The sequence below is a fragment of the Staphylococcus sp. EG-SA-14 genome (genome assembly GCF_017151935.1).
Lineage (GTDB): Bacteria > Bacillota > Bacilli > Staphylococcales > Staphylococcaceae > Staphylococcus > Staphylococcus aureus.
Window position 1 is genome coordinate 1 of the sequence record NZ_JACVZM010000107.1, and the last position, 246, is coordinate 246.

General features: G+C 33.3%; 1 pseudogene. It reads right to left on the minus strand.

The window, feature by feature from the left end:
- Positions 1-132: pseudogene (locus IDG63_RS14525) on the minus strand (RapZ C-terminal domain-containing protein); the annotation flags it as partial.
- Between the last annotated feature and the right edge of the window lie 114 nt (positions 133-246).

The window sequence follows — 246 nt, forward strand, 5'->3', positions numbered from 1 at the left end:
ACTTTCAATATGTGCGTCCCTATGATGCACATAAACATTATATTCAAATACTTCATTTAGATAATTACCTAGTCGTTCTGCTAATGCTACAGATCGATGTTGTCCACCCGTACAACCGATGGCAATTGCAATTGATTTAAGAGGTAAGGAACTATTTAATTCATTAGTTGCAGTAGTGGATAAAGTTAAAAGTGAAAGTGACGTCATCATTGATGTTATGTTTTTAGAAGCAAGTACTGAAAAATT